Genomic DNA, 21,225 nt, shown 5'->3' with positions numbered 1-21,225 from the left:
ATGCCCGAAGGAGACACCGTATACCGCGCCGCGAAGAACCTCGACGCGGTGCTGCACGGCCAGACGCTCACCGCCAGCGACTTCCGGGTGCCGGCGTTCGCCACCGTCGACCTCAGCGGAGAGGTGATCGACGACGTGATCGCCCGCGGCAAGCACCTGCTGCACCACATCGGCGACCTGACCTTGCACACGCACCTCAAGATGGAGGGCTCGTGGCACGTCTACCGGCACGGCACGAAATGGAAGCGCCCCGCGTACCAGGCCCGGGTCGTGCTCGAGACCGCCGACTGGGTCGCCGTCGGGTTCGACCTCGGCATCGTCGAGCTCGTGGCCCGCGACGACGACGACAGCGTGGTCTCGTACCTCGGGCCCGACCTGCTCGGCCCCGACTGGGACGCCGAGCGGGCCCTCGACAACCTCGAGGCCGACCCGGCCCGCGAGGTCGGGCTCGCGCTGCTCGACCAGCGGGTGCTCGCCGGCGTGGGCAACGTGTACCGCAACGAGCTCTGCTTCCTCCGGGGTGTGCTGCCGACGAGGCCCGTCGGCGAGGTCGAGAACCGACCCAAGATGATCGACCTCGCGCACCGGCTGATCCACGCCAACAAAGACCGGGTCGACCGCACGACGACCGGCAACCTCCGCGGCACGACCGACTGGGTCTACGGCCGCGCCGGCAAGCCGTGCCTCCGCTGCGGCACGAAGATCCGGCGGGGCGAGCTCGGCGAGAGCGAACTCGAACTGCGCGACACCTACTGGTGCCCGCGCTGCCAGAGCTGAGTCCCGCGTGTGACGCGACCAGAGGGGCTCCGCTCGGTGTGCCCCTCCTCGACGCGCGACCGTGCCCGCGCCCTGCAGGACGTTTGCGAACGAGAACGCGCCGGGTGCGGACGGTGAGGCGCGATCCGCCTACCCTCGATCGAGATGACCGGCCCGAACCCGGTCAGTCCCGCCCCGGTCGAGAGGACCTCCATGTCGAACGCCGACTCCCCCACCCGCATCGCCGACCAGGTGACCGAGTTCAACGAAGGCTTCAACGCCGAGATCGGCGAAGGTGCCACGAAGGTCTTCGACGACGAGCAGTCGGGTCTGCGTGACGCGGGTGTCCCCGCGGCCGCCGTCCGGGTGGGCGACACCATCGTGGACGCGACGCTCGTGACGACCGCCGGTGACGAGGTCTCGCTGTCCGAGACCGTCGGCGAGCGCCCGGCCGTCCTGGTCTTCTACCGCGGCGCCTGGTGCCCCTACTGCAACCTGACGCTCAAGACCTACCAGGCCGACCTGCTGCCCGCGCTGCGCGATCGCGGCGTCGCCCTGGTCGCGATCAGCCCGCAGACCCCCGAGGGCAGCGAGCAGTCCGTCGAGAACGGCGGGCTCGAGTTCCCCGTCCTGTCCGACCCGGGCAACGTGCTCGTCAGGGCCCTCGGCATCCAGACCGAGCCGGTCGCGGCCGCCCGCGCCGTGCACTCCGACCTCGGCTTCGACGTCGCCGACAGCAACGCCGACGCGACCGCCGACGTGCCGTTCCCGACCGTCCTCGTCGTCGACCGCGACGGCAAGGTCGTCTTCGCCGACGTCCACGTCGACTACACGACCCGCACCGAGGTCGACGAGGTCGTCGCCGCCGTCGACGCGCTCGACACGCCCCCCGCCTCCTGACCGGCACCGGCCACCCCGGGCCCGCCGCGAAGAACCCCGTTCCGGACGGTGAATCCCCAGGATTCGGGGTTCATCGTCCGGAACGGGGTTCTTCGTCGATCGGCGATGCCGCTCAGTGCGGCCGGCCACCGGCGTCGACGGCGGGTGCCGGGGCGGCGGCGTCCTCGCCGAGCCCGACCCGCGAGTGCCGACGCCCGTAGGCGAAGTACACGACGACGCCGATCACGAGCCAGACGGCGAACCGTGCCCAGGTGAGCGTCGTCAGGTTGAACATCAACCAGACGCAGAGCACGGCCGCGAGGATCGGCAGCACGGGCGACAGCGGCACCCGGAACGCACGGGGCAGGTCGGGTCGCGTGCGACGCAGCACGATGACGCCGATGCTGACCAGGACGAAGGCCGACAGGGTGCCGATGTTGATCATCTCTTCGAGGACGCCGACATCGGTGAACCCGGCGATGAGGGCGACGAGCACGCCGGCGATGACCTGCACGCGCACCGGGGTCTTGCGGGTGGCCGAGGTCTTGGCGAGCCAGCGGGGCAGCAGGCCGTCGCGGGCCATCGAGAAGACGATGCGGGCCAGGCCGAGCAGCAGCACCATGATGACCGTGGTGAGGCCGATCAGGGCCCCGATCGCGATGACCTGGGCCGCCCAGCCGACTCCGACCAGGTCGAAGGCGGTGGCGAGGGTCGGGGCCTCGACGGCGGCGAGGTCGCGGTACGAGACCATGCCGGTGAGCACGATCGAGACGAGCACGTAGAGCACGGTGACGATGCCCAGGCCGAGGAAGATGCCGCGGGGCATGGTCTTCTGCGGGTCCTTGACCTCTTCGGCGCTCGTGGCGACGACGTCGAAACCGATGAAGGCGAAGAAGACGAGCGAGGCGCCGGCGAGCAGTCCGAAGACGCCGTACTGCGCGGGCTCGGCGCCCGAGACGAACGAGAAGAGCGACTGCGTCCAGACGTCGCCCTCACCGGCCGGGCGGGGCTGCGACTCGGGGACGAACGGCGTGTAGTTCGACGCCTTGACGAAGAAGAAGCCGACCACGATGACGAACAGCACGATCGCCACCTTGATCACGGTGAAGACGCTGCCGACCCGCGAGCTGAGCTGGGTGCCGAGCACGAGCAGCACGGTGAAGAAGGCGACGATGACGAACGGCGCCCAGCTCAGCTCGAGCGGGCCGATCGACAGGGTGTCGGGCACGTCGAGGCCGAAGCCCGCGAACACCGTGCTGAGGTAGATGCCCCAGTACTTGGCGAGCACGGCCGCGCCGGTGAGGGTCTCGAGGATGAGGTCCCACCCGATGATCCAGGCCAGGAACTCGCCGAGAGTGGCGTAGGTGAACGTGTACGCGCTGCCCGCGACCGGGATGGTCGAGGCGAACTCGGCGTAACACATGATCGCGAGGCCGCAGGTGACCGCCGCGAGGATGAACGACAGCGTGACGCCCGGGCCCGCGAAGTTCGCGGCGGCGTTGGCGCCGACCGAGAAGATGCCGGCGCCGACCGCGACGGCGATGCCCATGAGGGTCAGGTCGGTGACGCCGAGCGAGCGCTTCAGCCCGTTCTCGGGCCCCGTCGAGTCGGCCAGTGACGATTCGACCGACTTGGTGCGCCACAGGGTGCTGAGACCCCGGGACTTGGGGACGGTGCTCATGCTGCCTCCTGGGGTGGTGCGGGCGGGGTGGGCTGGTGGGCGCGCGGCCCCAGCCGGGGGGACGACGCGCCAGCATACCGGCGGACCGGCCGCGTCTCGTAGCATGGCGGGCGGGAGGGACGATGTGAACGGACGGTCGTGGCAGCCCGAGCGCCCCGGGCGCCCGTCGGCAGCCTGGGAGGCGCGGGGCGGCTCCTCCGGGTCCCCCACCACGCTGCCCGGTCGCCCCGGTGGCCCCTCCGCCGACGCCGACGCCGACGCCGACGCCGACGCTCGCGACGAGTCGGACGGGGTGGAGTCGACCGGAGCAGGGAGGCGCGCGGGGCCGTCCCCGCTGCGGACGTTCGGAGGCCGGACCGGTGGTGCGCTGCGCCGGGTCTGGGCCCGCGCCTCCCGGGCTCGCCGCCTGGGGCTGACGGTCGGCGCGGTCGCCGCGGTGACCGCGCTCGTCGTCGGCGCGGGCCTCGCGATGCAGCCGCGGTACGACGCCCCGGCGCGACCCGCGATGCTGGTCGACGACCTGCGCGGCGAACCGACGACGACCGTCTGGCGGACCGACCTGAGCGCCGCGTCGACACCGGGCACGCCCGCCGGATGCACCTACTACCTGCGGGTCGGCGGGGTCGGTGACGACGCGATCATGTCCGCCCAGTCGGCCGAGCTGTCCGACCGGTGCGGCGGGTCGGGCGGGCGCCTCGTCCGGGTCGACGGCGAGACCGGCGACGTGATCTGGAGCGCGAACGTGGCCACGGCCCTCGGCCGGGCGGTCCGCTCGGTGTCGGTGACGCCCGACGACGACGGCCGTGCCGGGACCCTGACCGTCGAGGTCGACACCGGCTCGACCCTCGCGCGGCTCGACCTCGACACCGGCGAGGTCACCGACCGCTCGGCGACCGTCGAGTCGAGCGACGCCGAAGAGGTCACGCGCATCGAGGGCCTCTCGTCGTCGAGCGTCCTCGTCTCGCACCAGCCGCGGTCGCGGTTCGGGGCCGACGGCACGGGCCCGACGACCGACGACGACGACCTGACCCGGTTCGAACTGCACCCGCTCGACGACCTCGACACCGTGTCGTGGCGCGGGGACGAGCCGTCCCAGGCGACCGTGACCCTGTTCGACGACGAGCTGTACGTGCTGACGACGGCGGGTGACGGGTCTCGGGTGATCGACGCCGCGACCGGCGCCGTGCACCCCGTGCCGATCGACGACGACGCCTACGGCTGGCCCGAGAAGGCCGGCGACCACGTGCTCGTCGCGTTCGCGGCGGTGGACGGTCAACGCCTCGTCGCGTTCTCGCAGGACGACCCCGGAGCGATCGACTGGTCGACCGACATCCCGGGGGACGCCTCGCTGATCGTGTCGGACCGCTGCGTCACCGTCACGGCCACCGCCCGGAGCGGCGACCCCGTGGTCGAGGGGCCGAGGGGTGCGGGCGACGACGACGGCCAGGACGACCCCGGCGGGCGGGTCTCGGTGACCTGCCTGTCGCCCTCGACCGGCGAGAGCCGGTGGACGACGACCGTGCCGGTCCGCAGCGGGCAGACCGTGCAGTCCGGCTGGAATCCCCTGCCCGACTCGGCGTTCGACCAGGTGCAGGTGTCCGTCTCGCCCTCGAGCGCCTTCGGGGACGAGACCTCGACCGTCACGACCTTCGACGCCGACGACGGGCACGTGGCCTTCACGGCGACCATGCCGGGGTATTCGGCGCCGCTGGCCCGGGGCCGCACGACCGTCTACCAGTTGGTGTTCGGCGTCGACGGCCGGTCGTCCGTCGTCGCCTTCGACGGGCACAGCCACCGCGAGCTCTGGCGGACCTCGCCCACCGACGCGCTCGACATCGGCTTCTGGGGTCCGCACCTCGTGGTCACGGGGCAGGACGGCGTCGTCCGCCGCCTCGACGACCCGACGGCGGTGGCCGACCGCGGGTGACGCCGGGCCGCGCATCGGGCACGACACCACGAGGTGGGCACGACACCACGACTAGTCATGGTGTCGTGTCCAGGACGTGGCGCTGTGCGGTGGACGACGACCGGCAGCGGACGAGGAGGCGCGGTGCCCGCCCGCCCCGGGATCACAGCATGCCGGTCAGCACCCCACCGTCGGCGCGGAGCGCGGCACCGTTGGTCGCCGACGCCCGCGGACTCACCAGGTAGGCGACCAGCGAGGCGATCTCGTCGGGGTCGATGAAGCGCTGCAGCAGGGACGTCCCCCGTCGGGCGACCAGCGCCTCCTTCAGCTGCTCGACGGGGACGCCCTGGGCGGTCGCGACACCGGCGGCGGCCGCGGCGACGCCGTCCGACCAGGTGGGCCCGCCGAGCACGGTGTTGACCGTCACGCCCGTGCCCCGCGTCAGCTTGGCGAGCCCGTTGGCGAGGGCGATCGTCGCGGCCTTGGTCACGCCGTAGGGGATCATGTCGGCCGGGACGTCGACCCCGGACTCGCTGCCGACGAAGACGATGCGCCCCCGGCCTCGGTCGAGCATGCCGCCGAGCAGGTGCCTCGACAGGCGCACGCCGCTCATCAGGTTCACCTCGAGGTACCTGGCCCAGTCGTCGTCGGTCGCCGACCCGAAAGTGTCCAGGCCGAAGAGGCCGACGTTGTTCACGAGCACGTCGACGCCACCCCGGTCGTCGAGCGCGTCGAACAGCCGGGCCAGCTCGGCGGGCTCGGCGAGGTCGGCCGCGAATCCCTCGACGGCGCCGCCCGGGTGGTCGGCGCGCAGACGGTCGACGGCGGCGGCCACCCGCGCCTCGTCCCGGCCGTTCACGATCACGTGGGCCCCTTCGGCCGCAAGCACCGACGCGACGGCGCGGCCGATGCCCTGGGTCGAGCCGGTGACGAGGGCTGTCGTGCCGTCGAGACGAAGATCCATGGTTCCTCCTGCTGATGTGACTTGCTTGAGCAAGTCAACCTAGGCGGCGACGCTTGCTCGGGCAAGTCGACCGAGCGGCGGGCGTGCCGTAGCCTCGAGCCGTGTCCACGCCCCCCGCGCCTCCCGCGCCCCCCGCACTGACGGACGAACAGCTCGACGTCTGGGCTGCCGTCGCGACCCTGCTCGAGCGACTGCCGGCTGCGCTCGACGCCCAGCTGCAGCGCGATGGCGACGTGACGCACTTCGAGCACGGTGTGCTGACCGCTCTCGACGGCGCTCCCGAGCGCACGCTGCGGCTCAGCACCCTCGCCGGCTACGCGAGCTGCACCCTCTCGCGCCTGTCCCGTGCCGTCACGCGACTCGAGGCCAAGGGCTGGGTCCGCCGCGTCGTCGACCCGTCCGACGGCCGGTTCACCCTGGCCGTGCTGACCGGCGAAGGTCACGCGCAGGTCGAGCGGGCGACCCCCGGGCACCAGTCCCTCGTGCGGAGGCTCGTCTTCGACAGCCTCACCGCGGCCCAGGCGCGTCAGCTCGGCGTCGCCGCCCGGCGCGTCTCGGAGGCCGTCGACCCCGCTCCGCTCTGGCGTCCGACCGACGGTCGCACCCGGTGACCACGCGGGTGCTCGGCCCGCAGACCATCCCTTCGGAGGAGGGCCGGCCACGCCGGACTCGTCCCGACGGCCACCGTCCGCCGTCGACCGGCCAGACCTCGTCGCGAACCCTTGTCGCCCGGCGTCGGCGCCTCCTAGCGTCGGCCGTGGTCACGACGTGGCGGACCCCGTCACCCCGGCCGACCGACCGAACGAGGAGAACGACATGAACGACACGAACGACTTCCACGACGCGACCACGACGACCAAGGGCCTCGGCACCGACCGTGCCGGCGCCCCGCGCCGCTCGACCGGTTCCGCGTTCCGCCGGGTGGCGGCGACCGCGGTGGTCACCTGCGCTCTCGCGGGCTCGGTCGCCGGGCTCGGAGCACTCGGCGTCCTCGCGGCCCCGGGCAGCTCCCCCGCCGCCCAGGCGGCGTCGGAGCCCACGACGGCCAGCGTGCCGAAGGTCACGTACACCGCTGCCGACCTGGCGGCGTTCGCCGCCTCCCCGTACGCCGACGACGCCCTCAACCTGGCGGTCGTCTGGGGGCTCGACACGACGACGGCGAAGGGCAAAGCCGGGGCAGCGCTGACGGCCGGCACGGCACTGCCCTTCGAACCGGGCGCGGCCACGACGGCGACCTACACCGACGAACAACGCAGCGCGGCCTTCTTCGCCGCGGGCACCGAGGGGACGTTCGCGCAGGACTTCACCCAGGCCCTCGGACTGGCCGTCGCCTGGGGCAGCGACGACGTCTCGACGGCCAAGGCCAAGGTCGGCGGCCTGCTGCTCGCCCACGAGCAGGTGCCGGCCGCGCCGACCTCGTACACCGACGACCAGGACGCCCGCGCCTTCGGCCTCGTCGGCTACGGCGACGCCGAAGCGGCGCAGCTCGCCGGCCTGTGGCAGAGCGACACCCGGTCGGCCATGGTCCGTGCCGGTGCGGCCCTGCTGGCCGGGGACGACCTGCCCCTCTGACCCCCGCACCGCCGACGGGCGGCCCGGACGGGTCGCCCGCCGGCGGCACCCGCACCCGCACCCGCACCCGCACCCGCACCCGACAGGGAAGCCCCATGACGACCCTCCACTCCCGCATCGGCTTCGAGATCGAGCTGATCGCCCCGCCCGGGTCGAGCCGTCGCACCCTGGCGGACCGTCTCGCGGGCGACCTCGACGGCCACGTCACCCGGACCTTCCACACCGACTCCGAGCCGTCACTCGTGCCGGGCATGGGGCACTTCTGGCACCTGACGCCGGGCTACGTCGTCTCCGACGCCCGCGGCCGGCCGGTCGCCGAGCTCGTCGACGACGTCACGCTCGTCGACGACCTCCGCCGCGACCACGAGGAGGCGCGGGTGGGGCCGTCGACGCACGCGCGCCCCGCCGAGGCGGTCCCGACCGACGACCGGTCGTACCGGGTGCTCTCCGACGACCCGCGCCTCCTGCGTCTCGTGGCCCGACACTCGTCGCCCGACACGCCCTTCGACCGCGCCCTCGACGAAGCGGCCGCGCTCTTCGGCAGCACGGTCGAGACGGTCGGCACCGTGCGACGCCTGCGCGACGGAGCGGGCTCGAGCATCGCCCTGGCCTCCGCGCTGGCGGCGGGACGAGAGCGACCGTGCGAGATCGTCACGCCGCCGCTCGTCGCCGACCACGAGACCTGCCTCGAGCGCCTGCTCGGCCCGGCCCGCGAGCTCGGCTTCATGGTGCCGGTCGAGGCGGCCGTGCACCTGCACCTCGACGGCGCCCCGTTCCGATCGGTCGCCGCCTTCTCCAACCTGGTGCGCCTGTTCTCGTGGTGGCACGACCCCCTGCGGGCCGTGCTCGGGACGAACCCCGCGTGCACGCGCCTGGCACCGCTTCCGTCCGCCCTGGTCGAGCTCGTCGGCAGCACGGACCCGCGGGGCACGGGGCAGGTCGACGACTGGTCCCAGCTGCAGGCGGCCGCGGCGGCGACCGGGCTGACGAAGTACGCCGACGTGAACCTGACCGCCCTGGTGACCGACCGGCCCGTGCGGGACACCGTCGAGGTCCGTATCCTGCCGGGCACCCTCGACGCCGCGGACCTCACGCGTCGCGCGGGCCTGGTCGAACGCCTGCTGGCCCGCTGCCTCGAGGCGGAGCCCGTGCCCCGCCCGACGAACGCGAACGCGCACGGGGCCGAGGTCGAGCTGCTCGAACTCGCCCGGGCGGCGGACCCCGCCGGATTGGTCCTTTCGGCCGAGGCCACGGCACGGGGTCGGCGTTAGCGTGGAGGCCGTGCAGACGAACGGGACCGCGACGACCGACCGGGGGCGCACGCGACTCGTCGTGCTGGCACTCGTCGGGGCCGCCTACTTCGGCGGGCTCGCCGTCGCCCTCCGACTCGAGTGGTACCCGCAGGCGCTCCCCGGGTACCTCTACCTCGGCGTCGTGGCGCTGGTCGCGTGTGCGACCCTCCACCGCTGGCCCGTCGAGACGCTGGTCGTCGTCACCGCATTCACGGCCTACACGACCCTCGCGCCCCTCCCCCCGGCGCTGTACGGTCTCTACCTCGGGCCGCCCGAGGCGCTCGTGCCGCTCGCCGTCGTCGTCTTCCTGACCATCTCGGGACGCGGGCCGGTCCTCGCCACCGGGGCGACCTTCGTCACCCTCTCCGTGCTCGTCGTCCTGCCGTGGCGTGACGTCGCCGCGGCCGGTGTCCAGGGGGTGCCGCTCTCGCAGGTGCTGCTGTCGGACGCGGGGCAGGACCGCTCCGTCGTGCTCGGCCGACTCCTGGCCTGCGGCATCGTGGTGACGGTCGCCGTCCTGCTCCGTCGGCAGCGCGAGGCCACGACCGAGCTCGCGAGGACGAACCGCGAGCTGCTCGTGCTGCGGGCGGGCGAGGTCGCACGTATCTCGGAACACGAACGCACCCGCATCGCCCGGGACGTGCACGACGAGGTCGGCCACCACGTCGCCGCCCTGGTCATCAGGGCGCAGGCCGCCCTCCGGGTGGCCGACGACCACCCCGAGCAGCTGGCCCCCGCCATGCGGGACATCGCCGCCGGCGGGCAGGACGTCCTGGGGCGCATCCGCGGAGTGCTGCGCGTGCTCCGGGCAGCACCCGCCGAGGCCGCCGGGACGACCTCGGTCGTCGACGAACTGGCCCTGATGACCGGCCGCCTGACGTCGCTCGGCTACGAGGTCGAGAGCATGGTGCACCTCGGCGACGATCTGCCGACCGAGCGTCGCGTCACGGTCCTGGCCGTGGTGCGCGAGGGCCTGACGAACGCGATGCTGCACTCGTCGGCCCACCGGGTGCACGTCACGCTCGACGACACGTCCGGCGCGACGGTCGTCACGGTGACCGACCCCGGTCCCGCCCGCGAGCGGTTCCCCGACGTGCCCCGGGGCGGGGCCGGCATACCGTCCATGCGCGATCGGGTCCGCGCGGCCGGCGGTTCGCTGACCACGGGGCCGGGCCCCGACGGGACCGGTTGGCGGGTCCGCGCCGAGCTGCCGGCCACGACGGTTGTGGCTGCGGCGTCGGCGTCGAGCGCTGGGCGGGCGGCGTGACGCTTCGGGTCCTGGTGGTCGACGACCAGGCCATCGCCCGGGCAGGGCTCGCCACGATGCTCGACGCCGAACCGGACGTGGACGTCGTCGGTCAGAGCGCCGACGGTGAGGACGCCGTCGTCGACGCCCTCGCCCTGAGACCCGACGTCGTCGTGATGGACATCCGGATGCCCCGGCTCGACGGCATCTCGGCCACCCGGCGCATCGTGCCGGAGATCGGCTGCGCCGTGGTGCTCATCACGACCTTCGACGACGACGAGCACCTGTTCGACGGGATCGCGGCCGGCGCCTCGGGCTTTCTCCTCAAGGACTCCGGGCCCGACCTCATCGCCGCGGCGGTGCGGTCGGCGGCACGGGGAGACTCGCTGATCGACCCGGCCATGACGCGCGCCCTCATCGAGCAGCGCGTCGCCCCGGCCCCCGCGTCGCCGGACGCGGACCGCCATCGTGCAGCCCTCGACTCGCTGAGCGATCGCGAGCGGGACGTCCTCGACGCCGTGGCCCGGGGTCTCAGCAACGTCGACATCGCCCGAGAGCTCTTCGTGAGCACGGCCACCGTCAAGAGCCATATCTCGAGCCTGCTGGCCAAGACCGACAGCCGCACCCGAGTCCAGGCGGCCGTCTTCGCGTTCCGCTCGGGCTTCGCCCGCCCCGAGGGCGGCTGATCCGCTCCGTTCAGAGCACCCGTTCGAACCGCTGCGTGGGCCGCTTCAGCAGCGAGTGGTCGTACGGTTCGCCCGCGGCCACCCACCCCTCGCCCTCGTAGAGGCGGACCGCCGCGACGTTGTCGAGGAGCCCGTGCAACACGGCACGCTCGTGACCGAGCGAGCTCAGCCGCCGGGTCGCCTCCCTCAGCAGGGCACGCCCCAGCCCCTGCGCCTGCGCACCGGGCCTGGTCGCCAACAGGCCGAGCACCGGGGCGTCGGCCGGGTCGCCGGGCAGGCCGCTGCCGGGGCGCGTCGCGAGCACGAAGCCGTCGGCCCCGTCGACGCCGTCCGCGACCAGCCAGACGACGCCCGCGTCGAACTTCGGCCGGGCCCGCTCGGCGACCCCGGCGAACGCCTGCCCGTCGCGCGCCGCGCACGCCGCGACCCAGAGCGCCAGGCACGCGTCCAGGTCGGCCGCCGCACCGGGGCGCATGTCGCTACCCCCGCACCAGCAGCGGGAACACGAACACCGCGAAGAGGAAGAACGCCGCCATCACGCCGAACACGACGTAGGTGCCACGACCGACGACCCGCTGACCGGCGGCCTCACGGCGCTGCAGCACGCGGCGCCGGTAGATCACCTGGATCACCACGAGCACGACGATCGCCAGGGCGAGGATCGAGATGACGACGGCTTCGATGGCACGGCTCCTTCAGGGGGCGGGCGGGCGAGCGGCGGACGGCGGGCAGGGCCGTCAGACGGAACCGTCAGGCACCGGCAGCCGGGGCCGGACGGCCCGCACCAGCCTAACGGCCGACCCCGGAAGCCCCGGAGGCGCGGGTCGCGACCGCGGGACCGCTCACGGCCCGGCCACGCACCCGGCTCGTAGCATGGCCGGGTGACGGACGACGCCCGACCGAGCGACCAGCCGCTCGCGCGCGCCCGCCGCAGCGGACTCGCCGTCTGGCACCGCACCTCCGGCCCTCGCCGCCTCACGCTCGTGATCGCCGCGGTCGTCGTCGCCGCGGCGCTCGTCACCACCGTCGGCCTGGTCGAGGCCCCGCGCTACTCGTCCGCCGCCACCCTCGACGGTGTCGTCGGCGACGACCTGCGGCACGAGCCCGTCCCCGACTCGTGGACGCTCACGCCCGCCGACGTCGGCGTGCCGGCGGATCGGGGTCGCTGCCTGCTCTGGCAGGCCGAGCCCGCGGTGGGCCCCGACCGGCTCGGCGGCGACGTCCTCGTCAGCGCCAGCGGGGCCGAGGGCGACGACGACACCGGCACGAGCTCGGCCACCGACGTCGACACCGACTGCCGCTTCGACGGCGGCTTCGGCAGCACCGCCCAGACCGTCAGCCGGCTCGCACGCGTCGACCCCGTCACCGGCACCGTCCGCTGGTGGATCGACCTGGGCACCGAGCTCGACGCCGGCAGCGGATTCGTGCAGGTCTGGCCCGCCGACGGGGCCACCGACACGACCCTCGTCTCGACGCTGGGCTTCGGCGGCGACGGTTTCGCCTCGTCGTACGCCCGCCTCGACCTCGGCACCGGCGAGCTGACCGACGTGACCACCTCGCCGAACGGGCGCGCCCGACTGACCGACGCCACCGCCTCCTGGGCCCTCGTCTCGAGCGACCCCCAGTTCTCGTACCAGGACTCGCGGGTCTACTACGACTCCGAACCCGGGACGGGTGAGTTCTCGCTCTTCGACGCCGACGACCTCGACACCCCCGTGTGGACGGGCGACACCACCGGCAGCCAGGACGAGGCCCTGACCCCCGACGGCCTGCTCGTCCTCGACGGCGGTGTCGTCACCGCGGTCGACGGGCGCACGGGCGAGACCGGCGCCTGGGGGCCCGACCTGCCGACCGCCACGTCACTCGTCGTCGACGGCGACCTCGTCATGGTCGGTCTCGACCCGGCGATCCCGACCTCGACGGGTGACACCGACGGCACCGTCGTCGCTCTCTCGCTCGACGGACGCGAGCTCTGGCGGCACGGCTTCCGCCAGGACCGCGGCGTGCAGACGACCGGCGACTGCGTCGTCTTCTCGACGACGCCCGGGGTGGTCTGCGTCGACCGCCGCACGGGAGCCGAGCTCTGGACCACCCCGCCCCGCGACCGCCGCCACGGCCTGGCACGGGTCACCACCGACCCCGCCGGCGGCCGGGGGGCGCTCGTCTTCGCCCAGACCTTCGAACCAGGAGGCGCGGCGGCGGCCTCGGGCGCCCTCACGTCGGACGAGGCGGGCGAGCGCACCGTCCGCCTGCTCGACGCGGGGTCCGGTGACGAGGTGGCCCGGGCCGTGGTGCCGGGTGAGTCGGAGATCGCGCTCGTCGGCCGCACCACCGGCTACGCCACGACCACCTCGAGCGGCCGCACGTCGACGGTCACCGCCTTCGACCTGGCCGACGGCCACCGCCTCTGGCGGCTCGACGCCGAGCGCGACCAGCTCGGCTTCTGGGGCGGCGCGCTCGTGGCGAACCGCCCCGACGGCAGCGTGCAGCGTCTGGTCGACCGGGTGCGCGTCGTCGGCTGACGCGGCACGCCGCGGCCCGCCCCCGCGCCCGCCCCCGCGCCCGCGCCCGCGCCCGCGCTACCGCGCCCCGGCGCTCATGACGTACGCCATCGCGTAGGCCCGCGAGTTGCCGTCGTCGATGCCCGTCTCGGGCAGGTCGGCGAGCGCCGTCAGGGCCTCGGCGGCGGCGTCGGGGCCCTGCAACGCCGAGTACATCAGCACGTAGTCGCCCAGGGGCGTGTCGAAGCCGGACGCGCTCGCCTCGGCGACGACGGCAGCGATGCGCTCGGCACCGCCCGCCGCCGACGACGTCAGGTACGAGACCGAGGTCGGGTTGAGCGGGATCAGCTGGATGCCCGCGATGGCCGACGGCTCGGCCGAGAACCAGGTGCCGTAGTCGCGCTTGCCGCCCCAGGTCAGCGACACGATCTCGTGGTCGTACCCGGCGAGCTGCGGGGCGCTCAGGTCGGGCGACAGCATGTACGCGAGGGCCGACGACGCCTCGCTGCTCAGCATCCACGAGGCCTGGCCGGCCAGCGCGTCGTCGCCCGAGGCCGCTGCCCAGAGCGACAGGCCGGCGTAGGCGTTGACCGCCTCGGACGAGGACTCCTGGTTGTTGCCGTCGGCGAACGGCGAGTAGCCCGAGGCCCAGCTGTGCGACCAGTACGGGTCGAACGCCCGCTGGTCGGGGAACGCCTGGTTGTCGGCACCCGAGGCGATGTCGGCGGCGAGCAGGTCCATGACCGGTCGCCAACGTTCGGCCAGCTCGGGGTCGTCGGCGGCGACCACGCCGGCGGCGTAGAGGAAGTAGCCGTAGTGGAAGTAGTGGTCGTTGAACTCGTCCGAACCGAACGAGGCCACCTTGCCGACGACGCCCTTCACGGCGGGGTCGTACACGAAGCACTCCTGGTCGCGCACCGTGCAACCCGAGGGGTCGGTCCAGGTGTCGAGCCGGTCGACGAGGGAGGCGCGCAGGGTGTCGGCCGACGCGTCGTCGCCGAGCTGCTCGGCGAGCTGCAGCAGCATGGCCGAACGGTAGAGCGCCTTGCCGCCGAAGTAGGTGTCGGCCGCGGGCGCCTCGGTCGCGGCGACGTCGGCGACGACCTGGTCGCCGAGCCGATCCTTCTCGTCGTCGCTCAGACCCGAGAGGTCGAGGGCCGCGGAGGCCGTCGTGACGGGCGCGTCGAACGACAAGGCCGAACCGGTCGACAGGGGCACGGTGCCGTAGACGGTCTCGTAGCTCAGCCCGGTGCCGCCGTCGGCGGCCGAGTCGCCCATGTGGGGTGCCGACACGAGCAGGGTGTCTCCCCCGGCGGCCGTCTCGTACCCGAGCTCGGTGGTCGACACGGCCGTCGAACCGGACCCGGAGGCGCGGTGCGCGGTGGTCACCGACACCAGCGGCGAGGCGGCCGCGTCGAGCAGCGTCCGCACCTGGTCGCCGGTCGCCTGGTCGGGCATCGGCACGAGCACGACCGAGCCGCCCTCGTCGAGCCGGACGGCCGTACCGTCGAGGCTCCCGCCCGTGACGGCGACGCCCCAGGTGGTGTCGCCGACGGTGAGCGTGCCCCGGCCGTCGCCGACGGTCTGCACGGCGGCCCCGAGGGTGTCGGTCTGCGCGGTCGCGGCCGTGTACGACACGAGAGGCGACCCTTCGGCGACGGTCGTGTGGCCGAGCACCGTGCCGCCGTCGAGGTGGGCGACGGTCACCGAGACCTTGTCGTAGGCGCTGACCTCGGTGGCCGTCGCGCCGACGTCGAGGGTCACGTCCGACCGCGCGGGGGCGACGACGGCCTTCTCGGAGGCCACCGGCGCGGGGAGCCCCGCGGCGAGACCGTCGGCGGTCAGCTGGAACGAGATCGGGAACGGGAAGACCGGCATCGGCTCGTCACCGAAGACGAGCCCCGAGAACCAGGTGTTCGTCGGCGGGACGAGCCCGTCGGCGAGGCGCATCGCCGGCACGGGGCCGACCGACTCCTGAGGCAGGGCGGCGACCAGCGGGTCGACCTGCGAGGCCGGGAACACGTCGCCCCCGGCGTCGGGGCGACCCGTGGTGTCCCCGTCGCCGTCCGTGGCCGAGCCGCCGGTGCAGCCGGCCAGCACGAGCACGCCGGCCGTGCCGAGGGCCACGCCGGCGACGAGGCGCCGGAGGGTCAGGAGGCGCGGGGCGGGTCGGGCCTCGACCCGCGCCTCCTGGGGGTGACGGGCCGACCCGGAACCGATCGGTGATCCCGAACGATCCCGTCGGTCGAGCCGACCCGTCGTCTCTCTCGCTGCACCGAGGATCGTCAGACCCCGATCTGGCGCAGGAAGTCCTGCATGGTGTCGACCGGCCCGGCGAGGATGCCGTCGTCACGGAGGTGCATGGTCGCCTCGACCGGCGTGCCGCTCGCGACGAGACCGTTGTACGACCCCTCGCTCAGCCCGTCGCTGACGACGCGGACGGTGGCCGCGGCCGCGCCGTCCTTGGTCTCGACGCTGACCAGGTCGACGCTGCCCTCGACGACCACCTGGTTCGGCAGCATGACGTCGACGGTCGCGCCGTCCTGGATGCGCTCGTAGTCGCGGGGGGTGAGCGTGAAGTCGGCGTCCACGAAGAGCGTGCCGGCCTTCTCGATGGTCGCGACGGTCGTGCCCGACCCCAAGAACCCGCCCTCACGGACGTCGAGCTGCGAGAGCGTGCCGTCGACGGTGGCCATGAAGGTGATCGTGCCGTCGTCGGCCACCGTGTAGGCGTCCGTGTCGGGGACGACCACGTCGTCCGCGAGGTCCTTCTGCAACGAAGGGCTCTGCAGCGAGAAGAGGACGTCGCCCTTCGAGACCCGGTCGCCGACCTCGGCGTCGGCGGACGTCACCGTGCCGCTGTAGTCCGTGCCGACCGTGAAGTCCTGGCTCGCGATGGCGGCGCTGGTGCTGATGACCTGTGCCTGCCGCTGTGTGAAGATCACGGTGAAGACGGCCACGAGGGCGATCACCACGAGGATGCCCACGGTCATCTTGATCCTGTTTCCCCAGGTCATGAGACCACCTTCTCTCGGTCGTTCGTGTCGTGTCGGTCGGGTCGGGTGGCCGGGTCGTCGTGGCCCGTCTGGTCGGCGTGGCGGTCGTCGACCACCGCCAGCTCGGCTTCGAGCAGGTGACGCCGTTCGTCGTCGCGGCGCCGTTGCTCGGCACGCTGCTCCGCCGAGAGCTCGAGGAACTCGTCGTGGCTCCGGGGCAGGGGGCGGGCGACCTGGGTCCGCAGCTCCTGGGTGGCGACGGGACCGGTCGTCACGGTGCCGGCCATCGTCGTGCGGGCGCTCGAGCCCGAACGGGAGGCACGCTTGATCGCCTTGGCCTCACGCAGGGCCGCCAGCAGGAACGCGGACAGCACGGCGGTGTTGATGAGGTTCCAGACCGTGGCGAGGGTGAGCACGCGGTTGTCCCAGTCGCGCCAGATCGCCACGAGGGAGGTGAGCGTCAGGAAGAGCCAGAACAGCACCTGGGGGACGAGCACGTTGAACGGACTCGCCGCCTTGCCGCCGCCGGTCACGTGCCACGCGGTGTCCTTGCCGCTCAGGACGTTCCAGAGGGCCTTGACGTAGATCGGGAACGAGACGGAGGCGAGCATGAGCACCTCCCAGCGGAACGATCCGAGGGTGAAGAACGCCAGCGCGATCTGCAGCAGGTAGAAGCCCGAGTAGAAGAGCAGCCACTGGAGCACCGAGATGTGCAGGTTCATCGGACGCAGGTCGAAGAAGATCTCCATCGGCGGCACCATGATCAGCAGCAACGGGGCGATGCCGGTCAGGTAGTGGGTCGCCGTCAGCGTGTACTGGAAGCGCTGGTCCATCGTCAGGGTGCGGCGAGGACTCAACGGGTTGTGCCGGAAGAGGATCTCGAAGCCGCCGGTCGCCCAGCGCAACTGCTGCTTGCTGTACGCCTCGATGGTCTCGGGGGCGTCGCCGATCGCGAGCGTCATCGGGATGTAGATCGACCGCCAGCCGGCCTCGTGCAGGAACAGGCTCGTCCAGACGTCCTCGGACTTCGAGTCGGTGTCGATGCCGCCGACCTCGTCGATCGCCGCGCGGCGGAAGATCACGTTGGTGCCCACGCAGAACGCGGCGTTGAACCGGTTGCGACCGGGCTGGATGTACCGGTAGAAGACGGCCTGCATGTAGCCGGCGCCGCGGCTGACGATGCTGACGAGGTTGCCGTACGACTGCGGGGTCTGGACGAAGGCGACCTTCTCGTCGATGAAGAACGGCACGGTCTCGTGCAGGAACATCGGCTTGGGCACGAAGTCCGCGTCGAAGATGGCGAAGTAGTCGCCCTTGGCCACCGACAGCGCGTAGTTGACGTTGCCCGCCTTGGCGCCGTTGCTGGTCAGTCGGCGGATGTACCGGGCACCGAGCGTCGCGGCGAGCTCCTTGACCTCGTCGCTGCGACCGTCGTCCAGCACCCAGGTGCGGTGGGCGCCCTGCATCGCGACGGCGGCCTGGACCGTCATCGCGATCTTCGACAGCTCCTCGCCGTAGACCGTGACGAAGACGTCCACGACCACGGTCTTCCCGTCGACGACGATCGGCCACAGGTGCGGCTGGTCGCGCACGCCGAGCCGGTCGATGGCGTCCTCGTCGTACAGGGTGTCCTGCGTCGAGTGGAAGTCGAAGTCGCGGGGGTTCTGGCCGCCCGAGAGGATCGTCCACATGGCCAGCAGGGCCTGCAGTACCAGGACGGCCTCGGCGATGATCACCGCGACGTAGGGCAGCAGGTCACCGCGGTTGGCGGGGTTCAACAGGAACTGGCCGTAGAGCAGGATGCCCATGGTGCAGGCGAGCACCAGCAACACCATGAACGGCGAGTGGGCACGCCCCTCGGTGCGCGAGACGACCGACGCGTGGTGGTCGCTCGTCTGGCGGGTCGAGGGGCGTGCGCGCGGCCGGCGCGCCTCGTCGTGGTGTGCCAGGCGCCTCAGTTCGCTGCGCGAGCGAGGTGCCACGTCGAGGGCGGGTCCGGTGTCGGGTCGGGTTTCGGCGTCGCTGTCGCGGACGCGCATGGTTCGGGACATGCGTGTTCTCTCCGGGTTCGGGTCTGAGAGACGACCGGACGCCGGCGGCGGGGGGAAGTGCCGACGGACGTCCGGAGGGGCGTCGGCGACAGCGGCGACTTCGAGGTGACGCACCGGGGTGAGCGGTGGCCGGGTGGGAGCTAGGGACTCCCGATTCGGGTCCGTCGACTGCGAATGGTTCGGGCCACTCGATCGACGGGCTGGTCTCCGGTGTGGGCCTTTCGGGGGACCGTACCGGGGACGTGTCGAAACAGTACAGGGCCGTTCGGGCCGTTCGACGACACCCGTTCGGGGGGTAGGCCCCCTCGAAAGGGTCACAGCCCGCCTGGACAGCGGGCAGGTGACACCCGTTGGGGGCTGACGCTCACCCGTCTCACCCCGTCCGGGGGGGCACGTCGGGCGTGTCCCCGGCTCAGGCGGTCAGGTCGGCCAGCCATCCGGCGAGGAACTCGGCGCCGGCCTCGTCGTGGATCGCGCCCGCGGCACTCGTCAGGACCGGGTACGGCGTCGCGGGGACGCCGTCGGCGGGCCGGACGTCGACGTGGGCGACCGGGTGGCCCTGCGCGTGCAGCCAGTCGGCCATGGCGTAGTCGCTCCGCGAGTCGCCGACCGTGCGCCAGGCGAGCGGGGGCTCGCCGTCGGCGGCGAGCAGCTCGAGAGCCCGCTCGGCACCCAGGTCTTTACCGAGCCGGACCGACTCGATGTCGGTCGAGATGATCGTCGGGTCGACGCGCCACTGCACGTCGCCGGACGCGTCGGGCCGGACGTCGTCGAGACGGCGCACGCCGAACCCACGGCGGACCAGCGCCTGCATCGCCTTCTCGTCGAGGTCGCGTTGCCGGGCGAGGTAGGTCGACGACTCGACGCTGGTGAGCTGCTCGATCGAGACCATGGCGTGCTTGGTCGTGTCGTAGAAGACCAGGTCGGAGAACTCGTCGGCGACGAGCGCCTGCATCTCGGCGCCGAAGTCGGCGGGCATGGCGAGCGACGAGTCGACCTCGATCGGGCCGATGCCGTCGGGGCCGTGCTCGGGGCCGATCGTGAACCAGACGGCTCCCTTCTCGCAGACGCCGTGCACGCGTGACCCCGCGGGCAGTCCGGCCGCGAGCAGCGGGCGGACGACCTCGTCGCGGATGAAGGCGTCCGACCGTCCGGTGTTGAACACGATCGGGATGCCGAGCGCGGCGAGCGCGACGAGGTCACGGGTGATCTCGGGCAGCGCGATGCTGCGGGTCACGGGGCTGGCGATCGGGCCGTCGACGTCGAGCAGCAGACCGAGGCGGGGTGCGGTGGAGGAGGTCACGGGTCCATCCTCGCAGCAGGGGGACCCAGGAGGCGCGAGCCGGCCAGCTCGGTCGACCCGCGCCTCCTGCGCCTCGCGTCGCCGACTACGGCGCCGTCGGGAGCGACGGCATGGTCTGCACGAACTGGGCGAACGCCGAGATGAAGACCGAGAACGCGACGACGATCGTGATCAGGTACACGGCGACGAAGAGCCAGAGCGGGGCGAGCCCGCCACCGGTGCGGCGCTTCACGACGACCGAACGGCCGATGACGTAGACGACCGTGAGGAAGGCCCACGGCCACGGGAAGGGCTTGACGATGCCCCGCGCGACCAGGGCCCGGTGGTCGAGCCAGGCGAAGACGACCGTGAGCACGTAGACGAGCAGGCCGATGCCCATGTAGGCCAGGTAGCCCGCCGTGAACGGCGACTGGTAGACGCCCGGCGTGATCGTGGCGGTGCGCTCGAGGTAGTCGGGGATGTCCCAGAAGGCCAGGCCGATCAGTTGTACGAGCGGCAGCACGACGAGCACCCAGACGAAGGGGGTCGAGGTGCTGACGCCGGGGTTGGTGCCCTTGAGGGGGTCGGAGTACCCGCCGGGGCCGGGGTAGGGCTGCTGCTGGGGCTGGTGCGGGTGCTGCTGCTGGGGCTGCTGCGGGTGCTGGGGCTGCTGCCAGGGCTGCTGGCCGGGGGCGTCGCTCACGGTGTCTCCGTCGTCGTCGTGGGTGGGCTGGTCGGGTCGTGGTCGCGCGTGGGGCGGCTCTCCGGCAGCGTAGTGCGACGGCTCGACCGGGCGCGCGCTCGCTGTTCCGCCTGTGGACGGACCTGTGAGGGCACCCCGGGTGGGAGGATGGGTGGAACCCCTCGACAGGAGAACACCCGTGGCGTCGCTCCCCCCTTCCGTCATCACCGCGCTCGAGGCCTTCGCCGCGCCCGATCGCAAGCAGTCCGTCCACGACCTCGCCGTCGACCCGGCCGGGCCCGAAGAGCAGGCCCTCGCCGACCTGACCGGCTCGGTCGACTGGGTCGACATGGCCGTCGCCCACCCGCTCGGCCCCGACCGCAGCGACCCCGAGGGCATGCGCCGACTGTTGCAGGCCATGGGCGCCGAGGGCCGCTGCGCCGTCCTGTCGGCCTCGGGCTCCGAGGACGACCGCGACCTCGGCGGCGCGCTCGACGGCGTGCTGCACCAAGAGGGCGGGGCGCTCGTCGTCTGCCGCCCGGGCCCGCTGGCTTTCCTGGTCACCGGTCGTGGCGAGCGCTGGTTGCTCAGCGACCGCGAGATCCCCGAGCTGACCGGCCCGATCGGCATCGTCACGCCGTAAGGGCTGCCCTCTCTCGCGCTGATCCGGTACGTACCGGATCATCGAATCCGACACCCGTCCCTCCTGCTCCCGACGATCCGACAGGTAC

The 21,225-nt window shown here is 72.9% G+C and carries 19 protein-coding genes; 10 read left to right on the top strand and 9 right to left on the bottom strand.

Translation table 11 applies throughout. From position 1 onward, the window contains the following. Both EDF50_RS10460 and EDF50_RS10455 read left to right on the top strand, forming a co-directional pair. Entirely contained in the window at positions 1–777 is a 777-nt protein-coding gene (locus tag EDF50_RS10460) for a DNA-formamidopyrimidine glycosylase family protein (RefSeq protein ID WP_123519509.1), read from the top strand. Positions 778–969: 192 nt separating this feature from the next. Then, on the top strand, positions 970–1,656 hold the full coding sequence (locus EDF50_RS10455; RefSeq protein WP_123519692.1) for a peroxiredoxin-like family protein: 687 nt from the start codon (positions 970–972) through the stop codon (positions 1,654–1,656). 112 nt (positions 1,657–1,768) lie between these two features. Here the strand turns inward: EDF50_RS10455 and EDF50_RS10450 are convergent, their stop codons facing one another. Further along, positions 1,769–3,316 (bottom strand): APC family permease, encoded by a 1,548-nt coding sequence (locus EDF50_RS10450; protein ID WP_123519508.1) that lies wholly within the window; start codon positions 3,314–3,316, stop codon positions 1,769–1,771. Positions 3,317–3,440: 124 nt separating this feature from the next. Here EDF50_RS10450 and EDF50_RS10445 point away from each other — a divergent pair, with 124 nt between their 5' ends. Next, positions 3,441–5,243 carry a PQQ-binding-like beta-propeller repeat protein gene (locus EDF50_RS10445; protein ID WP_158612689.1) on the top strand — a complete coding sequence of 601 codons (1,803 nt, stop codon included), beginning with the start codon at positions 3,441–3,443 and terminating at the stop codon, positions 5,241–5,243. Positions 5,244–5,385: 142 nt separating this feature from the next. Here the strand turns inward: EDF50_RS10445 and EDF50_RS10440 are convergent, their stop codons facing one another. Next, positions 5,386–6,186, bottom strand: coding sequence for an SDR family NAD(P)-dependent oxidoreductase (locus EDF50_RS10440; RefSeq protein WP_123519506.1), 801 nt, complete (start codon positions 6,184–6,186; stop codon positions 5,386–5,388). 101 nt (positions 6,187–6,287) lie between these two features. Between EDF50_RS10440 and EDF50_RS10435 the strand changes: the two genes are divergently transcribed. From EDF50_RS10435 to EDF50_RS10415, 5 genes are all read left to right on the top strand, one after another. Further along, the gene (locus EDF50_RS10435; protein ID WP_123519505.1) at positions 6,288–6,797 is read left to right on the top strand and encodes a MarR family winged helix-turn-helix transcriptional regulator; all 510 of its coding nucleotides are present in this window, start codon (positions 6,288–6,290) and stop codon (positions 6,795–6,797) included. A 205-nt stretch (positions 6,798–7,002) separates the two neighbouring features. Then, positions 7,003–7,758, top strand: a complete 756-nt coding sequence (locus EDF50_RS10430) for a hypothetical protein (RefSeq protein WP_148076816.1) — start codon at positions 7,003–7,005, stop codon at positions 7,756–7,758. Between the two features lie 95 nt (positions 7,759–7,853). Continuing rightward, positions 7,854–9,029 carry an amidoligase family protein gene (locus tag EDF50_RS10425; protein ID WP_123519503.1) on the top strand — a complete coding sequence of 392 codons (1,176 nt, stop codon included), beginning with the start codon at positions 7,854–7,856 and terminating at the stop codon, positions 9,027–9,029. A gap of 10 nt (positions 9,030–9,039) precedes the next feature. Beyond that, positions 9,040–10,317, top strand: coding sequence for a sensor histidine kinase (locus EDF50_RS10420; protein WP_158612688.1), 1,278 nt, complete (start codon positions 9,040–9,042; stop codon positions 10,315–10,317). Then, positions 10,314–10,982 carry a response regulator transcription factor gene (locus EDF50_RS10415; protein ID WP_123519501.1) on the top strand — a complete coding sequence of 223 codons (669 nt, stop codon included), beginning with the start codon at positions 10,314–10,316 and terminating at the stop codon, positions 10,980–10,982. Before EDF50_RS10420 ends, EDF50_RS10415 begins: the two co-directional genes overlap by 4 nt. Before the next feature lie 10 nt (positions 10,983–10,992). Here the strand turns inward: EDF50_RS10415 and EDF50_RS10410 are convergent, their stop codons facing one another. Beyond that, on the bottom strand, positions 10,993–11,457 hold the full coding sequence (locus EDF50_RS10410) for an N-acetyltransferase (RefSeq protein ID WP_123519500.1): 465 nt from the start codon (positions 11,455–11,457) through the stop codon (positions 10,993–10,995). 4 nt (positions 11,458–11,461) lie between these two features. Then, positions 11,462–11,617: a hypothetical protein gene (locus tag EDF50_RS16660; RefSeq protein WP_158612687.1), complete on the bottom strand. Its 156-nt coding sequence runs from the start codon at positions 11,615–11,617 to the stop codon at positions 11,462–11,464. 246 nt (positions 11,618–11,863) lie between these two features. On the opposite strand from EDF50_RS16660, the gene EDF50_RS17060 reads away from it, so the two are divergent. Continuing rightward, positions 11,864–13,504, top strand: a complete 1,641-nt coding sequence (locus tag EDF50_RS17060; RefSeq protein WP_123519499.1) for a PQQ-binding-like beta-propeller repeat protein — start codon at positions 11,864–11,866, stop codon at positions 13,502–13,504. Between the two features lie 57 nt (positions 13,505–13,561). Here the strand turns inward: EDF50_RS17060 and EDF50_RS10400 are convergent, their stop codons facing one another. From EDF50_RS10400 to EDF50_RS10380, 5 genes are all read right to left on the bottom strand, one after another. Next, positions 13,562–15,610 carry a glycosyl hydrolase gene (locus tag EDF50_RS10400; protein ID WP_123519498.1) on the bottom strand — a complete coding sequence of 683 codons (2,049 nt, stop codon included), beginning with the start codon at positions 15,608–15,610 and terminating at the stop codon, positions 13,562–13,564. A 158-nt stretch (positions 15,611–15,768) separates the two neighbouring features. Further along, on the bottom strand, positions 15,769–16,500 hold the full coding sequence (locus tag EDF50_RS10395; protein WP_123519497.1) for an HlyD family efflux transporter periplasmic adaptor subunit: 732 nt from the start codon (positions 16,498–16,500) through the stop codon (positions 15,769–15,771). Beyond that, a complete protein-coding gene (locus EDF50_RS10390; RefSeq protein WP_233570549.1) occupies positions 16,497–18,530 on the bottom strand; it encodes a glycosyltransferase in 2,034 nt (677 codons plus the stop codon). The genes EDF50_RS10395 and EDF50_RS10390 overlap by 4 nt, the downstream gene beginning before the upstream one ends. A gap of 412 nt (positions 18,531–18,942) precedes the next feature. Beyond that, complete coding sequence (locus EDF50_RS10385) at positions 18,943–19,833, bottom strand: hypothetical protein (RefSeq protein WP_123519495.1); 891 nt, start codon at positions 19,831–19,833, stop codon at positions 18,943–18,945. Between the two features lie 85 nt (positions 19,834–19,918). Further along, positions 19,919–20,515 carry a hypothetical protein gene (locus EDF50_RS10380; RefSeq protein WP_123519494.1) on the bottom strand — a complete coding sequence of 199 codons (597 nt, stop codon included), beginning with the start codon at positions 20,513–20,515 and terminating at the stop codon, positions 19,919–19,921. A 178-nt stretch (positions 20,516–20,693) separates the two neighbouring features. On the opposite strand from EDF50_RS10380, the gene EDF50_RS10375 reads away from it, so the two are divergent. Beyond that, positions 20,694–21,137, top strand: a complete 444-nt coding sequence (locus EDF50_RS10375; RefSeq protein ID WP_123519493.1) for a hypothetical protein — start codon at positions 20,694–20,696, stop codon at positions 21,135–21,137. Positions 21,138–21,225 lie beyond the last annotated feature (88 nt).

The sequence above is a fragment of the Frigoribacterium sp. PhB24 genome (assembly GCF_003755185.1).
GTDB lineage: Bacteria > Actinomycetota > Actinomycetes > Actinomycetales > Microbacteriaceae > Frigoribacterium.
This window is presented reverse-complemented; position numbering and strand designations above follow the sequence as displayed.

Coding starts and splice junctions, on each gene's coding strand:
- EDF50_RS10460 (WP_123519509.1), top strand. CDS start 1: ATGCCCGAAGGAGACACCGTATACCGCGCCGCGAAGAACCTCGACGCG.
- EDF50_RS10455 (WP_123519692.1), top strand. CDS start 970: ATGTCGAACGCCGACTCCCCCACCCGCATCGCCGACCAGGTGACCGAG.
- EDF50_RS10450 (WP_123519508.1), bottom strand. CDS start 3,316: ATGAGCACCGTCCCCAAGTCCCGGGGTCTCAGCACCCTGTGGCGCACC.
- EDF50_RS10440 (WP_123519506.1), bottom strand. CDS start 6,186: ATGGATCTTCGTCTCGACGGCACGACAGCCCTCGTCACCGGCTCGACC.
- EDF50_RS10430 (WP_148076816.1), top strand. CDS start 7,003: ATGAACGACACGAACGACTTCCACGACGCGACCACGACGACCAAGGGC.
- EDF50_RS10425 (WP_123519503.1), top strand. CDS start 7,854: ATGACGACCCTCCACTCCCGCATCGGCTTCGAGATCGAGCTGATCGCC.
- EDF50_RS10410 (WP_123519500.1), bottom strand. CDS start 11,457: ATGCGCCCCGGTGCGGCGGCCGACCTGGACGCGTGCCTGGCGCTCTGG.
- EDF50_RS10395 (WP_123519497.1), bottom strand. CDS start 16,500: ATGACCTGGGGAAACAGGATCAAGATGACCGTGGGCATCCTCGTGGTG.
- EDF50_RS10390 (WP_233570549.1), bottom strand. CDS start 18,530: ATGTCCCGAACCATGCGCGTCCGCGACAGCGACGCCGAAACCCGACCC.